Origin of the sequence: Psychrobacter sp. Arc9, assembly GCF_041431295.1 — a bacterium.
Classification (GTDB): domain Bacteria; phylum Pseudomonadota; class Gammaproteobacteria; order Pseudomonadales; family Moraxellaceae; genus Psychrobacter.
This window is the reverse complement of the sequence record NZ_JASMRK010000019.1, coordinates 1-19525: the sequence shown is the minus strand read 5'-3', so window position 1 is coordinate 19525 and position 19525 is coordinate 1. Positions and strand designations below refer to the sequence as shown.

The window sequence follows — 19525 nt, the reverse complement described above, 5'->3', positions numbered from 1 at the left end:
TATTCATTAACGTATTTAATGGAGGTTTATCTTTCATTTGCACTAATAAAATGGCACAACTGATCTACTAACTACCTTTAACTGATATTAATAGCCCATTTAAATATTATTAATAATAAATATCATTGCTTTAAGTAAGGTTTTATTTAGTAATTGTCTTGAAATAGATGTATATATACCTTATATAAGTGACAGATAACAGTAGGCACTAGACTAAGATAATCCTTAGAGGTGCTATTGAGAATACCAATTATAAAAGGATATAGACATGAGATTTGAGAAGTTTACTCAAAAACTGCAGTCCGCCATTCAAGAAGCTCAGAGCCTAGCGTTAGGTCGTGATCATACGGGCATTGATCCTGTGCATTTGCTTGCCGTGTTGCTACAAGATGAGTCTAATTTATCTATCTGCCAACAAGCAGGTGCTTCTATTCCAGCGTTAAAAAATGGCGTTGCTAAAGCATTGGATAACCAAGCAACGATTTCGGAGCCGACAGGTGACGTCAATCTAAATCCAAACTCGGTAAAAATCTTGAATTTGGCAGATCGTCAGGCGCAAAAAGAAGGCGATGATTTTATCGCAACAGAATGGGTGATGTTGGCACTCGCCGAACAAGGCGAAACCAAAAAAATATTTGAAAGTGCAGGCGTGACGGCAAGCAAACTAAAAGCGGTCATTGAGCAGCTGCGCGGTGATGATACCGTCAATAACCAAAACGCCGAAGATCAGCGTGATGCACTCAACAAATACACGATTAATCTGACTGAACAAGCAGAGCTTGGCAAGCTAGATCCAGTCATTGGCCGTGACGAAGAAATTCGCCGTACCATTCAGGTACTGTCGCGCCGTACCAAAAACAACCCTGTGCTCATCGGTGAGCCGGGCGTTGGTAAAACGGCGATTGTCGAAGGCTTGGCACAAAAAATCATCAATGGCGACGTACCAGAAGGTCTGCGCCGCAAAGAAGTGTTGTCATTAGATTTAGGCGCGCTGATTGCAGGGGCAAAATTCCGTGGTGAGTTTGAAGAACGCCTCAAAAGCGTATTGAGCGACTTGGCCAAACAAGAAGGCAATGTCATTCTGTTCATCGATGAGCTGCATACGATGGTTGGTGCAGGCAAGTCTGAAGGTGCGATGGATGCGGGTAATATGCTAAAACCTGCTTTGGCACGCGGTGAGCTGCACTGCGTTGGTGCGACCACCCTTGATGAGTATCGCCAGTACATCGAAAAAGACGCTGCGCTTGAACGTCGTTTTCAAAAGGTTTTGGTCGATGAGCCAACAGTCGAAGATACCATTGCGATATTACGGGGTTTAAAAGAGCGTTACGAGTTGCACCATGGCGTCGATATTCAAGATAGCGCCATCATTGCTGCTGCGCGCATGAGCCATCGCTATATCACTGACCGTAAGCTACCAGATAAGGCGATTGATTTAATTGACGAAGCAGCCAGCCGCTTGCGTATGGAGATGGACAGCAAGCCTGAATCATTAGGTAAACTCGATAGTCGCCTCATTCAGCTAAAAATGCAGCGTGAGGTGCTCAAAAACGAAGAAGATGCTGGCGCGCAAGCTGAGCGTAAAGTGCTCGATGCGCAAATAGCAGAATTGGAAAAAGAGTACGCTGATCTTAATGAAGTTTGGCAGGCAGAGAAAGCGTTGGTCAAAGGCAGTCAACAGCTAAAAGACGAGCTGGATAAAGCCCGTATCGCTTATGACAAAGCCAGTCGTGAAGGCGATTATGAGACCATGAGTAAGCTGCAATATGAGACCATTCCGCAGCTTGAGCGCCGTATTCATGAGTCTGACTTGGCTGAGCAAAAAGAGCAGACAGGTGAAGGTAGCGGTGTCAAATTGCTACGTAATAAGGTGACAGACAACGAAATCGCCGAAGTGGTTGCGGCCGCGACTGGTATTCCAGTCAGCAAAATGATGCAAGGCGAGCGTGATAAGATGATCGCAATGGAAGAAAAGCTCCATGAGCGTGTTATCGGTCAAAACGAAGCGGTCGAATCGGTGGCCAATGCGGTACGTCGTAGCCGTGCAGGCTTATCTGATCCCAACCGTCCTTCAGGCTCGTTCTTATTCTTAGGACCTACAGGCGTTGGTAAGACAGAGCTGACCAAATCACTAGCGAACTTCTTATTTGACTCTGAAGATGCAATCGTACGTATCGACATGAGTGAATATATGGAAAAACATAGTGTCAGTCGTCTTGTAGGGGCACCTCCAGGTTACGTTGGTTACGAAGAAGGCGGTACGTTGACTGAAGCGGTACGCCGTAAGCCATATAGCGTCATATTGTTCGATGAAGTGGAAAAAGCGCATCCAGATGTGTTCAACATCTTGCTACAAGTATTGGACGATGGTCGCTTAACCGATTCGCAAGGTCGGGTGGTAGATTTCAAAAACACCGTCATTATCATGACCAGTAACTTGGGTTCGCACAAGATTCAGGAAATGGTTGGCGAGAGCTACGAGGATATCAAAGCGGAAGTAATGGATTCTGTTGGGCAGCATTTCCGTCCAGAGTTCGTCAACCGTATTGATGAAATCGTAGTATTCCATCCGCTTGGTATGTCGCAGATGGCAGGTATTGCCGATATTCAATTGAATCGTTTGCGTCAGCGTATCCAAGAGCGTGAGATGGATATTGAGCTATCAGCAGATGCGATGAATAAATTGGTTGCCGTGGGCTATGACCCTGTTTATGGTGCTCGTCCTTTGAAGCGTGCCATTCAACAAGAGATCGAAAACCCATTGTCATTGAAGCTATTGGCAGGTGATTTTGTCGCTGGTGATATTATCAAAGTCGATGTGGGTGCCGATGACAAGCTAACTTTTGATAAGCTTAGAATGAGCTAATCAGTTTATCCTTGACATCTTTATAACCCAACTGTACGCTTAAAACAAACCCCTTATCTACAATCGTAGGTAAGGGGTTTTTATTTATAAGACGCGTTTTACGTTACTGTTTTTTTACCATTTCGATATCCCTTGAGTCTCAGGACTATGCTATAACTAAATCAATGAATAATAGTATCAGTATCAACTGAATGGAGAAACAGAACGATGACAGCCCATATTGAACGTATAAATATACCTTTAACTTCGCCACTAATCATTGCAGCATTATTGTTTAGCACTGCTGCGTGCTCCAATCCTTCAGCAGTAAGTACTAGTAATAATAAAAGTACCACAACAGAGTCTAAAGAGATTTCTACTTCAGATAACGATACTCAAACCGCCACAAAAAGCACTACACAAACAAAGACTAGCAAGCCTGACTTTACGACCAAAGCAATCGCTACCTTTGATGAGCCTTGGGCTATGACAGCGTTACCTATTACAGATAGCAAAGCGCCAAAATTACTAGTAACACAAAAAACAGGTGAGCTATTTATCGTAGATACAGCGACGGGTAATAAGACCAAAATCGAAGGCATGCCTACAGTCGCTTACGGTGGTCAAGGCGGCTTAGGAGACATCATCGTGGCTCCAGATTTTGCGACGTCCAATACCGTTTATCTTAGCTACGCAGAAGCAGGAACAGGAGGTGATAGCAATAAATTTGGTGCTAAAGTTATCAAAGCGATACTTTCAGGATTAGAGACAGCCACACCTATATTGCAAGATATCACACCTATTTGGCAACAGTCTCCGAAAGTCACAGGGCAGGGACATTATAGTCATCGTTTGCTGTTTTCGCCTGATGGGCGCTATCTATATATCAGCTCAGGCGAGCGTCAAGACAAAGACCCAGCACAAGACATGAATGGCAATCTGGGTAAGATAATACGGTTGAGTCCTGATGGTAACACTCCGACAGACAATCCATTTACTGATAATGAGTTGGCCAAACAGTTTTGGACCATCGGACATCGCAATGTGCTTGGTATGGCATTTGACGATAGTGGACAGCTTTGGGCGCATGAAATGGGACCAAAAGGTGGTGATGAATTTAATCTGATTAAAAAAGGCAAAAACTACGGCTGGCCGATTGTATCAAATGGTCGTAATTATTCAGGCACACCAATCCCAGATCACGACACTCGTCCTGATTTTGAAATGCCCAAAATCACATGGACGCCCGTTATTTCACCGTCATCACTGAGTCTATATACGGCTGGTAGCCACAATGACTTTCCAGCATTACAAGGCGATTTTTTAATCAGTGGTTTATCTTCAAAAGCGCTTATTGTCGTAAGTATCGATGAAGATGATAGTGCTACTGAACGCTATCGTTATGACATGGGTGAGCGTGTCCGCAGCGTACTGGCTGTTGATGGGCAGGTCTGGGCATTGGAAGATGGTGATGGTGGACGATTACTCAGATTATTGCCTAAGTAACATCATGATAAAGCTGCTTTTACATCTGTATTTATGTAGACATTTTAAAAAAAACTATCAATCTTATTAGAATAAGTTAAAGGTTTTATCAAGTTTTATTTTGTAATTGATTGATAGTTAAAGCCTATTTTGTTAAGGTAATATTCCTTAAATTTTGAGACTTGCACATGGAAGAAGTAAAAGTAGGCAGATTAGGACCTTTTCCACGGGTGAGTAAACCTGTGTTTATTACATCGTCACTGTTGATCGTTGGATTTATTATTTTCGGTGCGCTTTTCACTGAAACAGCAGGGGCAGTTTTTAGTTTTTTACAGAATTTTATTACCGATAAGTTCGGTTGGTTATTTATTATCTTAGTGAATACAGCGCTCGGGCTTTGCATTTACTTAGGAATGAGTCGCTATGGTGATATTCGTTTAGGCAATCAAACGGAGCGACCGCAGTACAATCTGTTTTCTTGGATTGGCATGTTGTTCTCTGCGGGTATTGGTATTGGTCTCGTCTATTGGGGTACAGCGGAGCCGTTGTATCACTTTATGGCACCACCAATGGGCGAGGCCGAAACGGTTGAAGCCGCAAAGCAAGCGATGAATATCTCATTTATGCATTGGGGTCTACACGCTTGGGGCATCTATACGATTGTGGCACTGTCGTTAGCGTATTTTCATTTTCGTCGCGGTTTGCCTTTATCGATTCGCTCAACCTTGTATCCTTTACTTGGCAAAAGAATCTATGGCCGCTGGGGGCATACGGTCGATATCTTGGCCGTGTTTGGTACGATGTTTGGTGTGGTCACCTCACTCGGGCTTGGAGTGATGCAGATCAATGCGGGACTTGAGAAACTATTTGGCATGCCGAATAGTCTCACTGTACAGTTCGGTTTGATAGCTTTCATCACAGCGCTTGCAGCCGCTTCCGTTATGATGGGTCTGGATAAAGGTATTAAGCGCCTTAGTGATATCAATATCGGTTTTACAATCGTTTTATTGGTATTCATGGTTGCTTTAGGGCCAACGCTCTTTATATTTGATAGCTTTATCGAAAATATCGGCAACTATCTGACCGTGATCGTGCCTTTGGGTACGTGGGGCGAGTCTTATAGTGGAACAGATTGGCAAAGTGCTTGGACGATATTTTATTGGGCATGGTGGGTGAGCTGGGCACCATTCGTTGGTATCTTTATTGCCCGTATCTCTCGTGGCCGTACCATCCGTGAGTTTACGTTTGGGGTGCTATTAATCCCTATGCTTATCTTGTTCTTTTGGTTCACGACCTTTGGTGGCGTAGCGATTCACATGGAGCTTGCCTCTGCTGTGACAGGTATTAGCCCAGGGTTGGTTGAAGCAGTACAAGCAGACACGGGTAGCGCAATCTTTAAGCTGGTTGAGTACTACCCACTAGCCAAACCGATTACGTTAATGATTGTTGTCATGATTATGCTTTGGTTTGTAACTTCGTCAGATTCAGCCAGTTTTGTTATTGACATGTTGACCGCTGGTGGTGATACCAATCCACCAAAGATTCAGCGTTTGTTTTGGGCAACCACAGAAGGCGTTATCGCTGCCATATTGTTAGCGGCTGGTGGATTGTCTGCTTTGCAGGCAGCTGCCATCGTAGCAGGATTGCCATTTGCTTTAGTGGTTTTTGTCATAATGTATGCGTTGTTGCGGGGCCTTAGCCGTGACCGTTTGATTCTATATCGAGCGCAGCAAAGCTTTATCACAGATGAATCAGCAGATCATAACTCAGCTGATGAGTTTGTTGACGAGCATCTACTAAAAGGGCCACCTAAGATTGTAAAAGGTGACTAAAAGCAGGTGAAAGTAAGACAACTACTCAAGCTTTTAACAGAAGAAGCCCCAATTTATTTTTAAATTGGGGCTTCTTTATTGGGTGAAGATACTTAAATTTATTCAGGACAGATTCGGATTGCTGAAAATTATTACCGAAATGTTACTACCATTTCTATACATTCGGCAGTATTTACAAGGTGTTATATTTGATAATTCGTTCATACCTTGGTATGGTTACGCACTTTTTTGGGGATATACCTATGGATCATGTAAAAGTTGGCCGATTAGGCCCTTTTCCGCGGGTAAGTAAACCTGTATTTTTGACTTCAGCAATCTTGATACTAGCGTTCATTATTTTTGGCGCTTTATTCAATGAACAAGCAGAAGTCGTATTTAACCAAGCAAAAGCATTTGTCTCTTTGCGCTTTGGCTGGTTCTTTATTGTCGTGGTCAATTTAACATTGGTCATGAGTATTTATATGATATTTAGCCGCTACGGCGATATCAGACTCGGTCATCAGAATGAGAGGCCAGAGTACAATATGGTTTCTTGGATTGGTATGCTGTTTTCAGCAGGTATCGGTATCGGGCTGCTTTATTGGGGCACTGCTGAGCCGTTGTATCACTTCATGGCACCACCATTAGGCGAGGCGGAGACAGTTGCCGCTGCCAAGCAAGCGATGAATATCTCGTTCCTACATTATGGTCTACATGTATGGGCGCTATATGGCATGGTTGCGCTATCGCTGGCATATTTTCATTATCGAGTAGGTTTACCACTGGCTATCCGTTCGACACTTTATCCAATATTGGGTAAAAAGATCTACGGCGGTTGGGGGCATACGGTAGATACGCTTGCCGTATTTGGTACGATGTTTGGGGTAGTGACCACGTTAGGTCTTGGCGTCTTGCAGATTAACTCAGGCCTTGAGACGTTATTTGGTATACCCAATAATATTACGGTGCAGATTATTTTGATTGGCCTTATCACCATGCTAGCAGGGTTATCTCTGTTTATGGGGTTGGATAAAGGCATCAAGCGTCTAAGTGATACCAATATATTGTTCACTGTGATATTGCTAAGTTTTGTGATTATCTTTGGACCTACGCAGTTTATCTTTAACAGCTTCGTAGAAAACATCGGCAACTATTTGCATCAAATCGTGCCGTTAGGTCTATGGACAGAGTCTTATAGAGGCGAAGAAAATTGGCAAGCTTCTTGGACGATTTTCTATTGGGCATGGTGGATTAGCTGGTCACCATTCGTTGGAGTATTCGTTGCACGTATCTCTCGTGGCCGTACCATCCGTGAGTTTATATTAGGCGTATTATTAATTCCTATTACGATCTTGTTTTTGTGGTTTACTGCTTTTGGTGGTTCTGCGGTAAATATGGAGTTGGTAGCAGCAGCAGACCCTAACATAGTTAGCCCAGGTCTGATCGAAGCGGTCAAAGCCGATACAGGTAGCGCTATCTTTAAATTGATGGAATCTTATCCATTAACAGGTGCGGTCAACTTGCTCATCGTGGTGATGATTGTATTATGGTTTGTTACCTCGTCAGATTCAGCCAGTTTTGTTATAGATATGCTGACATCAGGTGGTGATACCAATCCGCCAAAGATTCAGCGCTTATTTTGGGCAGGTTCTGAAGGTGTTATCGCCGCTGTATTATTGGCAGCAGGTGGTTTGAGTGCATTACAAGCGGCATCGATTGTCTCAGGGTTTCCTTTTGCTATTGTGATCGTCGTGATGATGTATTCTCTATTGCGCGGTCTCAGTCGAGATCGTTTGATACTGTATCGTAATCAGCAATGGTTCACCACAGAAGAGTCGGCAGAGCATAACTCGGCCAATGAATTCCGTGATGAAGAGTTGCTAAAAGGCCCACCAGCACTTGAGAAAGATGCTTAAGCTTTAGAGTTTATTTCTTAGCTACAAAAATACCCAGCTTGTCATAAGCTGGGTATTTTTATAGATGCTCAAAACATATTTGGTCATAAAATAGCTTCATAGCTTAACGGCATTCACCTTTTGCATAACCAATAGCTGCAGGAATATTACAGGCTGAGCAGGCATTGCTAGCCGTTCGGTAGCTAAAAACTGATCCAACTTTCGTCTTTGCACAGACGGGTTCATATTGTGCCGTACAGATATTGTTGGCAGGGTTAGCGGGCGGGCATTGAGTAAGAGCACCTTCAAATGGCTGGCTGATATCAGGGTTGGATGGGGTAGATGTTTGACCAGACGTGCCTACATTAAACATAGAGCTACAGCCAGTTACTGCTAAAGCTAAAGTCAGTATCAGTAATGACGGTTTGAACGAAGATTGATTAATTGTGGAAAATCGACAAGTAGATAGAGTTTGTTTCATAAGAAATGTCCTTATTCATAATATTCGATAGCGTCCTGTTATCGATGATGGATTTACCTACTGATGACAAACGCTTAAGTATTTATGGTAGCTCATTTATCAATAGCTATCTACTTAAACACCATACAAAAAACCCCAAGCTCAATTGAGTTTGGGGTTTTGTTTTCTGCCATCAAATACTGATTTTATGACAGTATGTCTAAATCAAAGACATCTAGACTGACGACCTTCGCTTATTCAGCTGGTTTGTCATCTTGGTTTAGCTGCACGTACTTGTCAAAGTTTTGAGCATAATCAGTCAAATTGTCGCTCAGCATTTGGCGATACTGTTTGACATAAAACTCGACGATATCGTCTTTTTCTTTGGCGAAATCATCGCCTTTGACGAAGCCGATAGAGGCAACTGATGCGCTATAGCGTGCTGCAGCATACAATAAAGAAGCACCTACTTGACCTGAATGTGCTTCAGGACCTAGCTGACTGTTGGCGATACCGATGATAGCGTCAGCACGTTGATAGAATGCCTGCATTTCAGGGGTGATTTCGATGTTAGCATCAGCGTTTTGGTCTTGAATATTGTCTTGAGACATAAGCAACTCCTAATAATAAGTGTCAGTAGTTTTTAGTATAAAAATGGTTGATAAACGTTTTAAAGTAGTGACTCTTATAAACCAGCGTCTGCTTTTAAGATATCAGCTTTGTCTGTTTTTTCCCACGTAAAGGCAGTCTCTGAACCTGGACGACCAAAGTGTCCAAAGGTAGCAGTCTGTTGATACATTGGTTGTAGTAAGTTCAACATACGGGTAATGCCGTAAGGACGTAGGTCAAAGTGAGTACGAATCAAGCGAATGATCTCATCGTTACTGATTTTGCTAGTACCAAAGGTATTGACAGAAATAGAAGTAGGTTCAGCGACACCAATCGCGTAGCTGACCTGAACTTCACAGCGCTCAGCTAATCCTGCTGCTACGATGTTTTTGGCAACATAACGTACCGCGTAAGCAGCACTGCGATCGACTTTTGAAGGATCTTTACCACTGAACGCACCGCCACCATGACGTGCCATGCCGCCGTAAGTATCAACAATAATTTTACGACCAGTCAGACCAGCATCACCGACAGGACCACCAATCACAAACTTGCCAGTTGGGTTGATATGATAGCGTGTGCCAGCGTGCAATAAGTCAGCTGGTAGCACTTGCTTGATGATAGATTCCATCACGGCTTCTTGTAGATCCGACTGCGAGATGCTTGGATCATGCTGTGTTGATAATACAACAGCATCGATGGCGACAGGACGATTGCCGTCATACTTCAAGGTTACCTGCGCTTTGGCATCTGGACGCAACCATGGCAGCTCGCCTGCGCGGCGCAGCTCCGACTGACGCTCCATCAAACGATGAGCATACTCGATAGGCGCTGGCATCAGGACTTCGGTCTCATTACTTGCATAACCAAACATCAAGCCTTGGTCACCTGCGCCTTGCTCTTCAGGGTCGCTACGATCGACGCCTTGCGCGATTTCAGGAGATTGTTTGCCCAACATGTTAATGACTGCACAAGTCTCGCCATCAAAGCCTAAATCTGAATGGTGATAGCCAATGCCATTTACGGTGTCACGAACCAGACGCTCTAAATCGATATTTGCCGTTGTAGTGATTTCACCTGCAAGTATGACTGCGCCTGTTTTTACTAAGGTTTCGCATGCCACACGTGCGTGCAGATCTTCACGTAAGATAGCGTCAAGGATAGCGTCTGATATTTGGTCAGCCATTTTGTCAGGATGGCCTTCGCTCACAGATTCTGAGGTAAATAAGTTGTATTCACGCATAATGGGATCGCTTAATTGAATCAATAAGGGTAGGAAAAGCAGCACATCTGGGTGCTGCTCTAATTAATTTTGACCACGCATTTACGCGGCAGATAATCGGTATTTCTTAATTTAAAATCGGTTTTGACTAAAATCTTTGCTAATAAATTTGACCAAAGGGTGAGCTGACTATCATTCAATCAATATATAAAATGATACTGCCTCGCTCTAATATGGTCTTGGCGGTAATGAGTTGAGTCAGTACTTGCCCTAATAGACAACGCTAATGTGCAGATTGCCTTATCAGAAGCAGGGTAATGGCCAAAATCTCTTAACGCAAAATAGGGTTATTCTACCTTGAAACGTTATAAAACTCTAGTGAGCAACACTTGCTCTACTATAAGAAATGCTCAACAAGCAGTTCACTGCAATCAAAGGTGGTTACTGGATAGCGGTTTAGCTAGCTGAGTGATTAGCTAGCAGTAGCGTTTGCTTGAAATGAACAATACGTTACAACTCTAAAAATGCAGCTTTATCTTTGAACATGCATTCTTCATAGACAGGACAGGCGCCGCATTTGGGTGTACGAGCCTGGCAAGTATAGCGGCCGTGTAAGATAAGATAGTGATGGGCGTCTACGATGAAGTCTTCTGGGATGCGCTCAACCAGCTTTTTTTCGACGATAAGTACGGTTTTACCAGTGGCAAGCCCAGTACGATTACCCACACGAAAGATATGCGTGTCAACGGCCATGGTAGGCTGGCCAAAAGCAGTATTTAATACAACGTTGGCAGTTTTACGGCCGACACCTGCCAGTGACTCTAAATCTTTGCGGTTATCAGGAACAGTGCTATCAAATTTCTCAATCAAATCACGGCAAGTTTTTATGACGTTTTTTGCTTTGGCATTATATAGACCAATGTTTTTGATATAGGATTTGAGACCGTCTTCGCCTAATGCTAGTATTGCCTCAGGTGTGTTAGCTACTGGGTACAATTGCTTGGTAGCAATATTGACACTGACATCAGTCGCTTGTGCGGACAGAATTACCGCGATAAGTAATTCAAAATTGCTATCATAATTAAGTTCGGTGACAGGCTCATCAATAGTCGCTGCTAGCTTTTCAAAGAATGGACGCACGTCACGATTGGGCATTCGTCTAGAGGGTGGCGTGTCAGCTGTTTTATGTTTGACCGTTTTACTCATGGCATTTTGACTATTATTTTGATGAATGATTGTGCCAAATTATATGCTAGCGTTAGCATTCATGTTAATGATTAAAGTATCAATTTATTAACGCATTAATTGCGTAATCAGCTATTACCGTTATAGCGCTACTTGCAATGACTCAAGCTCGGCTTGTAAAGATTCGAGCTCTACTTGTTTCTTATCGTTTGCACGCACACTCAGTTGCTTTTCCAGTTTTTTGATTTTGGTACGGAGCTTGGCAGCCGCAATGGTATTTTTCGCTTGCGACTCACTGATGTTTAGAGACTGGCTTGCTGCATTATTGAGCTTAGCCTCTACCATACTAACGACAGGTCTACTATTGCTCGTATCAGCAAGCTGTTCTGTCACACGTTTCAAATGAGTGTGGTAGCGTTGTCTTAAATCCTCTTGCTCTGCTATTCGCTCAGGCTCAGATATTTCCCGCTCAATCGTAACTAAGTCGATGCAATCAACAGGGCAGGGCGCGATACATAGCTCACAGCCCGTGCACAAATCTGTAAAAATCGTATGCATATGCTTACCAGTACCAACGATAGCATCTACTGGGCAAGCAGGAATACATTTGGTGCAGCCGATACAGTCATCTTCACGAATAACTGCACGAACCTCGGTCGGACGTTCAGAGGTGGCATCTATGGGCCACTGTGAAGGCACCGCCGTTAGCATAGTGTAAGGAGTATCTATATCGAGAGTCTGAGCAATCGCGTCCGTGACTGGCTGACCACCAGGTACACATTTATTATATGGTTCGCCATTTAATACAATTGCAGCGGCATATGGCAGGCAACCATCTGGATGCTCACATAGTCCGCATTGCGTCTGTGGCAAACAAGCATCCACACGTGCAATTTTTGCCTGTATGTCAGCGGGCAAGGTATCAATGTGTAATGTATCGAATAAGATAGGTAGATTGACTAAGCGTATATTGGTGCTACTTTGCATTTAATTAAGGACCTTAATACCAGTCGTAAGAATAGGTATTAGTATAAATAGAGATAAAGTATTGAGAAAGCGGTCTTTGTAAAACAGTATTTATAAGAGCACTTGCTCAGGTTAGCGTGTTACTTATTAAAAAATAAAGTTTAAAGTAAAACGTTTATCATAGAAGCAGCGATTTTAAAGAGATGAGATTGAAAATACAATACTATAGCGTAATGTGGTATTTGTAGATAAGGACTGATTATAAATCTATATTTTGTTCTTTAGCCACTTGGTCAATCAAATCGCGAGCGATACTACCCTTTGGTGGAATTCTGGGTAGGTTTGAGAGATCAAAGAAATCAGCATGTGCTAGCTCATCTTCTTGCAAGATAATATCGCCATTGGCATACGATGCACGAAAACCAAGCATCAAATTAGAGGGGAATGGCCATGGCTGACTGCTCACATAGCGGATATCTGATACGCTGATATTGACCTCTTCTGCGACTTCACGTACTACGGCATGCTCCAGACTCTCTCCAACTTCTACAAACCCTGCGATCAAACCATACATTGGCGGCAGGTTTTGCTGTCCATGACGGTGATGGTGAGCCAGTAAGATTTGCATCTCACCCGTCACTGGATTTGACCGAGTAATAGCAGTGATGACGCAAGGTTGTACGCGAGGGTATTGGCGAAATCGACATACTGGACAAACCATGGCACGTTCGCCTTGGTCAGCATGTACAGTAGGACTAGCACAGCGACTACAAAACTGCGTATCTGCTTGCCAGCTTAATAGTTGTATTGCTTGGCTAATCTGATCTGACAAGGCGACTGGCAAATGAGTCATCAGTTTTCGATAAGGAACAAAAGTGTTACCACTACTTTCAGCAATAATTGGTAGCGTCACGTTATGAGCAACTGCATAGTCATAAGTCATGGCGCTCGTCGCTTGGGCAGTAAAGCTATGAGCCATATTGGCATCAACCGTATCATCTGCATCGTTACCAGTGCTGTCGTCTGATAACCAATGATTTGGTGCTAGGCTCTCGTGCAGCGTTACGTGACCAACCTGATAAGCTTGCTCGCTTAAGTCATTACTATCGGGCGATAGCTGAACTTGCAAAGGCCACCAACCATCTGGCATTTGACGGCATAAGATACTGTCATCACTTAATACAAAAGCATGGGCCATATAAAATTCCAAACATTATAAAGTAAGTCCGCATCGACGTAGACACAGACTGTTTTAGAGTAAAATATCATCAATTCTATGTAAACCAGATACCCATATATGTTGTCAGGCTGGTTCAGCCTCATGACCAGGCTAGTTCAACCTAATGACTGTAGCGCTTTCACGTGCCTGACTCGTACCTACATTATCTTGAATTATTTATACGTAAATGAGATGTCATGGCTAAGAGATAATAACCATGCCATGACAATAAGAAAAGTTAAGCAGCAAGTAGGTGGCTTAAGCTTTGCTGCCCCACATCAAGCGCTTGTTTGCTGACAGGGCGATTATTCTCAAAACCATCTAAGTGATGATCGACCGCCATGATAACATCAGCGATGCAGGCTAACGTACTGTCTTCGATACGTCGTCCGCCTTCGATACGCTTTTCAATGTAGTTGGCTAGCTGACTCAGCATGCTGGCAGGTGTGGGCAGTTGTAAGAAGCGTACTGCGCCTGCTACTTGACGCATCATCCCAGGAATATTTTGGATATTGAGCATATCGCGCTCAGGCTCCGCCAAATAATCATTGATGGCTTGCTCGGCACTAGCAATAGCAGTTCGGCTTTCTTGTATCAAGGTATCATTAGCCGTATTAAGCTGATGCAATGAGATATGCGGGTTATTCAGTGGCAGATAGATTGCCCCTGGTGTATGCATCTCTACCATGGCAATGGCGGCGTTCTCTGCATGCATCAACGCTAGTAGCAAATGATCAAAATCGTCAGGGGAAGGTGCTTGCCAATGGCTCACAGCTTCTGCTGCTTCGCTAAGACTATTGGCTGCGTTGGACAGACCTAATAAACGTAATGCTGAACTAAGCTCAGTCAGCTCTTCGATAATTTGCGCGGTCTGCATATCAATAGGGTTGATTGAATCGCCACGTGCATAACTATCGACGTGTTCTTTAATATTATTGATCTGATTTTGAATAATTGTGTTTAACGTATCGGTAAGTTCGCGGTTAGGACCGAATAAAAAGCGTTTCATTTGTTCTAGCTGAGCACCTTCTAAATGGTTACTGGCATACTGTTCACGTAGTTGATGCGCTTGCTCGTTATCACGTTGACAGGCAAAGCTCACTAAATCTGCAAAGCGGGTATCCATGACTGGTAAATAGCTTTGAAATTGCTGCTCTAAATAGATAAGTGTGTGTTTTTGACTCAAGTTTAATGGTAATACTGCTGCGATATCAGCCACGGCAGCAGTCGCCGCTTGCCAAAATAAGCTATCAGTATTTGAGGCAATTAATGCGCAGGCTGCGCTCATAGCATCCAACTTTTGCTGGTCTGCTGAGTCAATGTTGCCATCTTGATTGAGTAGTGCAACCGCAAGGCCACTACGATATGCGTTGGTCAGCAGCTCTGTGTCTAGATTAAGCGTGCTTAGAGATTCAAAGTTTTGTTCAGGATTGGCGATGATGACACTACTACTACCAAAAGCTGCAAAATAGTCTGCTGTAATAGGAGCTTTTTGACTATGCGCATTAAGCTTGTTGATTACAGGTATGAGTAGAGTAGGCTCTACCGATTCAGTCAAGAGGACAAACTCGACATAACGATCTAAGGTCATGATGGCTTCTGATAGATCCATGATCAAGTCGGTATCGTTGTTATCACCATTGTCATAAAGTCTCTGTAAACCACCAACAATGGCATCATTCAATGCTTCTGCACCGACCAAAGAAATCAGTTTAAAAATACAAGAAAGCTGCTTTAATACTTCGATAGAATCTGACAACAAAGGAGCTTGGCTACTATCATCATTGAATTCACCCAGATGAATCTCGGTATCCTTAAGCGTTGCTATAACCTCATCATGCAGTAAATGGAGTGATGGTAGGTTAAAATCAGTAACACTAAGCGTTGGGGCGGTTAGCTTCATTTGCGCAGACTGGTCCATAAGTATTTTTCCATAATGTACTGATGAGAATAGCAATATTATAAATTTGATTCAGAAAGTATTAGCTAGTGATGTTTTAACGCTTTCTATCATAATAATCAAGACTAAATTATACAAATGTCGGTTCAATAAAAATTCGAACGACAATTACATGCTAGCTTTTAGGGCAGGATAATCTTCTGCTAAAGCGGCATACCAGCTTTGGTCAGCAGTTTCATCCACCGTTGATGCCAGCAATGAATTTGCTAAATTGGCGAAACTTGCATGAGCGGTTTGTCCGCCATCGGTATCTGTATCCTCTTCGATGGCAAGCGTGACCTGTCCACCAGTCATCGCCAAATAAACTTCGGCTAAAATCTCTGAGTCAAGTAATGCCCCGTGAAAAGTACGGTCTTGCTTACCAACATCTAGGCGACGCACGAGGGCATCTAGCGTGTTTTTTTGCCCAGGGTATTGCTGCTTGGCCATCGCCAGTGAATCGGTTACTTGCACTCGATTAGCAAAGTCATTCAGACCAACTTTTGCAAACTCCATGTTTAAGAAGTTCATATCAAAAGTAGCGTTATGAGCGATAATTTCAGCGCCATCCATAAAGTCGTACAAAGACTGAGCAACTTGATCAAAGGTCGGCTTGTCGGTCAAAAATGCTTCAGAGATACCATGAATACGAATGACTTCATCATCCATACCACGCTGCGGATTGATATAAACGTGCAGCTTTTCACCAGTAAACTTACGTCCGACCAGCTCCACAATACCAACCTCGATAATACGATCGCCTTTTAGTGCATCAAGCCCTGTAGTTTCTGTATCCATGATAAGCTGGCGATCTGCTTCATGGCGGTGTATCGGCTTTGGTAGTAGCGGCTTGAAATGTGGGTTGGCACGGCTAGTATCCCCATCGAACTTAGGGGCGTCAGATTTTACACTTGGCAATATATCATTGTCGACGGTATCATCTAGGTGCGTTTGAATATCGGGCATAGCTTTGGTACTCGTCGGGTTGTATGTATTGTCTTGATAGCTGTTAGATTCTAAAGCAATGTCTTCATTCATCTTAAGGGTGTTAGCTGTACTCTGACTATCTTCTTTTAGCGGCTCAGGTTCTAAGAGCTCTTCATCAAACTCATCGTCCATCATATCTAGACCCAATGGATCGAAACTTAGCCAGTCAGCGCTAGACGATTTTTGCAAGGTATCAGTGTTAGCGTCAGTATTAGTATCAATATCAGTCGCTATGTGGTCTTTTTTTTTAGTCGTATCTGCTTTACTGACTATAGCTGAATGGCTGCTGTTTGATGTGACACCTAAGTTTGCCAGCTCATCTGCTTTTTCGTTACCAGCATGTCCAGCGTGACCCTTGACCCAATGCCAGCTAACATCACGCTGTTGGCAGAGCTTATCCAATTGTTGCCATAGGTCTCGATTGGCGACTGGCTTTTTACTGGCAGTTTTCCAGCCCTTTTTCTTCCAACCTTCAATCCATTCAGTGATGCCTTTTTTGACATAACTGGAGTCAGTCCAAATCTCAAGAGTATGCTCATGCGGGCTATGGGTCAGGGCTTGTATTGCACCCATTAGCTCCATACGGTTATTGGTGGTTTCTTTGTCGCCGCCGTACAAATCTTGCGTGCTGCCATCACTAAATATAAGATGTGCGCCCCAGCCGCCAGCGCCAGGATTGCCTTTGCAAGCACCATCAGTATAGGCCACAGTGGTATTTGTTTTAGCAGCCAATGGATCAATCGCGTTGTCTTTATGAGTGTTTGGCATTGAATTACGGTTGTCTGACATAAAGGAGTATGGACCTGATAAGTGGTAAGCATAGGGTAGTATTAGAGCATCTCGTTTACGTTATTCGAACGATGATGATGACGTTGTGAGTATAGCAAATCTATCATAAATATGGGCAGTCGTGACGCACAAAGTCAGAAAACTCTTACGGTAACTTATAACATAATAGTAACGTCTTGGTTTTCTGTTAAAATAGCGAAGCTCTCTGAAAGGCTCTAGTTTTTAGTTACAGAGCTGCCTTTGCTACAAAGATGCCCAAGCGCATTTTTCTGATACAGCTATCTAGTGACATTTTGATAATAGTACACTTAATAAAAGTTTTTAATGCATGATTGCAGGATAACCCCATTATGTCCTTACGCTCGAATTTATTTAATAAGAGACTGACGTATTTGATGCTCAGTGTGACTGCTAGCAGCGCGATTTTTCTGAGCGCTTGTAATGATACCAGCCCTCAAGCAGATACCGAAGTTGCGGCAGATCTGTCTGTCTTTGAAGGTTGTTATACGGTGAGTCAAGATGAGCCTGCTCAGATAAAGGTCAGCCAGCAAGACGACACTTGGGTGATGCAGATGAAAGAACCCGTCACTGCTAAGCGCGTCTGGGATACTCCAGAGCCGTTAGAAGTGATTGAAAATAGCGACATACCGCAGTTCTTCTCTATCGATCCAGACAATGTCGATGCGGTTATTGGTCGTCCTGATCGAGTGCTTGTGTTGGCTCATGTCAAACCAGCTTACGCAAATATTGATCCGCTCTTAGACAGTGAGTACTTGTCGTACATTTACCGAGGCGCCAACACGATCTATCGCGTGGAATGTGATGAGGTGAATACTGATATTTTAGCCAATCCACATGCCAATCTTGTTATCGATAATGTTGATGATAGTATTTAAATAAGTATCGACTATAAATATCATTGTTGGTCGATGATATTTGTATAAACAGTATTTTGTTATAAACAGTCATACCATTAGAGTTAAGCAATATGAATTTTTTTAGTTACGTGGTGTTAGGCGGGTTTTCTTATGCAGCTGGTTGGGCGGTAAGAACATATGTATTAGAAAAACAACCCAAACCTGAGCAGCCTTATAATCTAAAACATCCTGCAATTTTGGCATATTTGGGTGCATTTTTTATTATCATGTTGATCGTCTCGTGGCTGCTTGGTCGCTATGCGCTTGGTCATGCTGCGATTGATTTGCCTTTCATTATTGTCAATAGTCTTGTTGCGACCTTCGTTTACTCGTTTGGTCTTAATCCAGAAAAAGCTAATTATGAAGTGCCTGATTAAAATACAGTATTGAATGAGCTAAAAATAACAAAAGCCACGACCGAAATGTTAATTCGCGGTCGTGGCTTTTTTAATAGCTGAAAGTATTAATATTTATGAGGCTTTCTTCAGATTAGTACCAGTCTCGTCGCTATCTTTCTCATCACTACTAGTCTTATCTGTGTCGTTCTTATCTTCTAATTTATCCTTAGTAGCTGATTGTTCCTGCTTCCACTCTTTGTATTTTTGCAGATCTTTTCTGGCCTGCTTTAAACAAAATTTAAGTACTAGCGCATCATCGATATGACCGATGAACGGAATAGAGTCAGGAATGAGGTCAATTGGATTTAGCACATAGAGCGCACCAATAACGCCAGCTGAAATTGTCTTAAAAGGAATCTTACGGTAGTCACCTTTGTAATAATCTTTGACAAGACTCATAAATAGCATTAAATCATCACTAAACGGCTCAAGATAGCCGCTGTCCTCTAACTTTTCTTTCAGCTTATCTTCTTTACCTAGCAAGTATTCCAAATTAGAGTCAAGTGACTTGTTTTTATCGGTTTTTTTATTAAACATAATTATTACCTTTTGTTTTTTGCGATGAATTTGTATTTACAGTAACAAATCTAGTCGACCTATATTGTGTGTCTCAGTAGCGAAAAAGTAAATATCGGTAAAGATTAGGCAACCATCAGCATCAGAAAAGCGTCTACAATATGCTGCCACAAGGTCTAAAAACACAAGTCATAAAAATAAAAGCAATAGACCTCTTGCAAAAGTCATAATTTAAGCTCGGAATTAATGATACCAGCAAACAGCTTCATTCTAAGATCATAG

At 42.9% G+C, this 19525-nt stretch carries 15 protein-coding genes; 6 read left to right on the top strand and 9 right to left on the bottom strand.

The window, feature by feature from the left end; genetic code table 11:
* The first annotated feature begins 268 nt into the window (after positions 1 to 268).
* The 4 genes from clpB (at position 269) to QO187_RS10170 (ending at position 8057) form a co-directional block, all read left to right on the top strand.
* Positions 269 to 2866 (top strand): ATP-dependent chaperone ClpB, encoded by a 2598-nt coding sequence (clpB, locus tag QO187_RS10185; protein WP_102093810.1) that lies wholly within the window; start codon positions 269 to 271, stop codon positions 2864 to 2866.
* 207 nt (positions 2867 to 3073) lie between these two features.
* The gene (locus QO187_RS10180) at positions 3074 to 4351 is read left to right on the top strand and encodes a PQQ-dependent sugar dehydrogenase (protein ID WP_102093812.1); all 1278 of its coding nucleotides are present in this window, start codon (positions 3074 to 3076) and stop codon (positions 4349 to 4351) included.
* Between the two features lie 167 nt (positions 4352 to 4518).
* Entirely contained in the window at positions 4519 to 6162 is a 1644-nt protein-coding gene (locus QO187_RS10175; protein ID WP_058025181.1) for a BCCT family transporter, read from the top strand.
* A 242-nt stretch (positions 6163 to 6404) separates the two neighbouring features.
* Positions 6405 to 8057, top strand: coding sequence for a BCCT family transporter (locus tag QO187_RS10170; RefSeq protein WP_057760694.1), 1653 nt, complete (start codon positions 6405 to 6407; stop codon positions 8055 to 8057).
* Between the two features lie 103 nt (positions 8058 to 8160).
* Here the strand turns inward: QO187_RS10170 and QO187_RS10165 are convergent, their stop codons facing one another.
* The 8 genes from QO187_RS10165 to dnaQ form a co-directional block, all read right to left on the bottom strand.
* Positions 8161 to 8517 carry a hypothetical protein gene (locus QO187_RS10165; RefSeq protein WP_228153201.1) on the bottom strand — a complete coding sequence of 119 codons (357 nt, stop codon included), beginning with the start codon at positions 8515 to 8517 and terminating at the stop codon, positions 8161 to 8163.
* Between the two features lie 233 nt (positions 8518 to 8750).
* A complete protein-coding gene (locus tag QO187_RS10160; protein WP_102078350.1) occupies positions 8751 to 9107 on the bottom strand; it encodes a DUF3144 domain-containing protein in 357 nt (118 codons plus the stop codon).
* 74 nt (positions 9108 to 9181) lie between these two features.
* Positions 9182 to 10348, bottom strand: coding sequence for a methionine adenosyltransferase (gene metK / locus QO187_RS10155; protein ID WP_057760687.1), 1167 nt, complete (start codon positions 10346 to 10348; stop codon positions 9182 to 9184).
* Between the two features lie 489 nt (positions 10349 to 10837).
* Positions 10838 to 11533 carry an endonuclease III gene (nth, locus tag QO187_RS10150; protein WP_057760685.1) on the bottom strand — a complete coding sequence of 232 codons (696 nt, stop codon included), beginning with the start codon at positions 11531 to 11533 and terminating at the stop codon, positions 10838 to 10840.
* 120 nt (positions 11534 to 11653) lie between these two features.
* A complete protein-coding gene (locus QO187_RS10145; protein WP_102093813.1) occupies positions 11654 to 12499 on the bottom strand; it encodes an RnfABCDGE type electron transport complex subunit B in 846 nt (281 codons plus the stop codon).
* Positions 12500 to 12737: 238 nt separating this feature from the next.
* Positions 12738 to 13676, bottom strand: coding sequence for an NAD(+) diphosphatase (nudC, locus tag QO187_RS10140; RefSeq protein ID WP_102093815.1), 939 nt, complete (start codon positions 13674 to 13676; stop codon positions 12738 to 12740).
* A 259-nt stretch (positions 13677 to 13935) separates the two neighbouring features.
* Complete coding sequence (locus QO187_RS10135; RefSeq protein ID WP_102093816.1) at positions 13936 to 15618, bottom strand: hypothetical protein; 1683 nt, start codon at positions 15616 to 15618, stop codon at positions 13936 to 13938.
* A gap of 147 nt (positions 15619 to 15765) precedes the next feature.
* Positions 15766 to 17412, bottom strand: coding sequence for a DNA polymerase III subunit epsilon (gene dnaQ, locus QO187_RS10130; RefSeq protein ID WP_102093818.1), 1647 nt, complete (start codon positions 17410 to 17412; stop codon positions 15766 to 15768).
* Positions 17413 to 17762: 350 nt separating this feature from the next.
* Here dnaQ and QO187_RS10125 point away from each other — a divergent pair, with 350 nt between their 5' ends.
* Positions 17763 to 18308: a hypothetical protein gene (locus QO187_RS10125; RefSeq protein WP_218870141.1), complete on the top strand. Its 546-nt coding sequence runs from the start codon at positions 17763 to 17765 to the stop codon at positions 18306 to 18308.
* Between the two features lie 92 nt (positions 18309 to 18400).
* Positions 18401 to 18706 (top strand): hypothetical protein, encoded by a 306-nt coding sequence (locus tag QO187_RS10120; protein ID WP_102093819.1) that lies wholly within the window; start codon positions 18401 to 18403, stop codon positions 18704 to 18706.
* Between the two features lie 93 nt (positions 18707 to 18799).
* On the opposite strand, the gene QO187_RS10115 is transcribed toward QO187_RS10120, so the two are convergent.
* Positions 18800 to 19264, bottom strand: a complete 465-nt coding sequence (locus tag QO187_RS10115) for a YkvA family protein (RefSeq protein WP_102093821.1) — start codon at positions 19262 to 19264, stop codon at positions 18800 to 18802.
* Positions 19265 to 19525: the final 261 nt, after the last annotated feature.